1 protein-coding gene and 2 pseudogenes are annotated in these 2,042 nt (G+C 37.4%); 1 reads left to right on the top strand and 2 read right to left on the bottom strand.

The genetic code is table 11. From position 1 onward, the window contains the following. Positions 1–208: pseudogene (locus MKZ26_RS22280) on the bottom strand (DUF2087 domain-containing protein); the annotation flags it as partial. Between the two features lie 271 nt (positions 209–479). Here MKZ26_RS22280 and MKZ26_RS22275 point away from each other — a divergent pair. Then, positions 480–731, top strand: coding sequence for a hypothetical protein (locus MKZ26_RS22275; protein WP_048688858.1), 252 nt, complete (start codon positions 480–482; stop codon positions 729–731). 273 nt (positions 732–1,004) lie between these two features. Here MKZ26_RS22275 and MKZ26_RS22270 read toward each other — a convergent pair. Further along, positions 1,005–2,042: pseudogene (locus tag MKZ26_RS22270) on the bottom strand (IS3 family transposase); the annotation flags it as partial.

Here is a 2,042-nt window from a genome sequence, read left to right as displayed (position 1 = left end):
TCAAATATTCAAAAACCGAGCTGTGTGCATGTTCAATATGAATGCGCATATACCTCTTCGCTTCATAAAGAACTCCATCTTTCGGGTATACTATCCCCTTTTCAACTGCATTTCCACACAGCAAACAAACATATTGATTCTCAACTTCGATGTACCCTTGTTTAAGCTCATCCTGAGATGCGCTCCAAAACATTTCCGCGTCCTTCATTAAACAAACACTTCCCTATAAAGTTTATAATATAATAAACATAATATTGATTTGTTTGTATCATGTCAATGTTTTTTCTGTTTTTTTATTACTCCAGCAAATTATGGCCATCTTAGTCAGAGGGCTTCATAACATAAAGCTGACAAGGGATTCCACCTTCCATTTTACGGTTCCCATGGCACTAAGCCGATATGGTATCCTGAATAATAAGCCGAATTTCCCCAATAATATGCTTTATAAACGTGAATAAGCTTTAGAGGAGGATATCTTATTGAAAGAGGAAAACGAGGCGATTCCACCGATCCATAACACCGATTTACACAAGGCATTACAACATGTATCCGAACAATTCAAGGTCTCACTGCCAGAATTACGCGATACGATTGAATCACTTATACAAAAACAATCGATGCAGCTGAGTGAAGCGGATGAAAAAAGTTCACCCATCGAAGAATTGAATACGGCAATAATCAAAAACCGTGAAATCATTAAAAAAAATCTCCAAACCTTAAATAGAATTTGATAACGAAAAAAAGACATCCAAGTATGGATGCCTCAGCTGTAGACAAAATTCGATGTAAGTCGATTTTACCTACAGTTTTTTAGCTTGTACAAATTGAACGTTGCCCCAGGCACTCGCTTTCCGCGGGCAGTCCGCCCTCGGCGCACTTGCGCCTGTGGGGTCTCCCTTGGACTCGCTATTCCCGCAGGAGTCTCGCACACCCGCCCAATCAACTATGTTTAAAAATTCAGATAGAACTCTTTTGATCTGACCCAATAAAGTTAGACATATAATTTAAGCAGCTTCTAAGACCTGAGTTCGGTATTCTATCGGACTCAGGTCTTTTAATTTTACCTTCATTCGTTTGTGGTTATAGTAATGAATATAATCATCTAATTCCTTTTCAAAGTGCTCCATACTTTCAAACTCTTGGAGATAAAGCAATTCAGACTTTAACAAGCCAAAAAAGTTTTCCATGACTGCGTTATCTAAACAATTTCCCTTACGGGACATGCTTTGTATAATGCGGGAATCTTTTAAGGTTTTTTGATACTTCTTCATTTGATAATGCCACCCTTGATCCGAATGGAGGATGACCGTATCTTCTGGTTTTAGGTGTTTAATCGCCTCATCTAACATATCTCCAACAAGTTTATAAACAGGCCGTTTCATCACTTTGTAGGCAATAATTTCACCATTACATAAATCAAGGATAGGGGATAAGTAACGTTTCTCCCCAAATAAATGAAATTCCGTTACGTCTGTTACCCATTTTTGATTCATTTTCTCGGCTTGAAAATCACGTTGTAAAATATGGGGGGCAATTCGACCAACACGCCCCTTATATGAACGATACTTTTTCATACGGACTAAACATTTTACGCCCATTTCATTCATGAGGCGGTTGATGGTCTTTGGATTGTGAGAAAACCCATATTTTTTTAACTCTTTTGTGATACGACGATAACCGTAACGTCCTTTATGTTCATGATAGATAGACTGAATAGTGGCTTTTACCTTCGAATACTTATCTTCTCGATTCAAGCGTTTTTCCCAATAATAGTACGTGCTACGTGGAATATCAGCGACTTTAATTAAGGCCACAACCTCATAAATGGACTTTAGTTCATAAATTACTTGCGCTTTGATTTTGGTTGTAATTTTTCCTGCATTTGAACTAAAGTATTTAACTTTTTTAAATACGCATTCTCCATTTCCAGTTGTTTAATTCGTTCTTCAAGCTCTTTAACCGAACCTTCAATTTGTTTGGATGGATTGATATCTTTTTTCATGGATGGTCTCCCCTTTTTCTTAGAAATTAGGGCATCTAAT

It is taken from the genome of Sporosarcina sp. FSL K6-6792, from assembly GCF_038004885.1.
In the GTDB taxonomy this organism is placed as follows: Bacteria; Bacillota; Bacilli; order Bacillales_A; family Planococcaceae; genus Sporosarcina; species Sporosarcina psychrophila.
The sequence above is the reverse complement of the archived record's forward strand: the minus strand, read 5'-3'. Positions and strand labels throughout refer to the sequence as shown.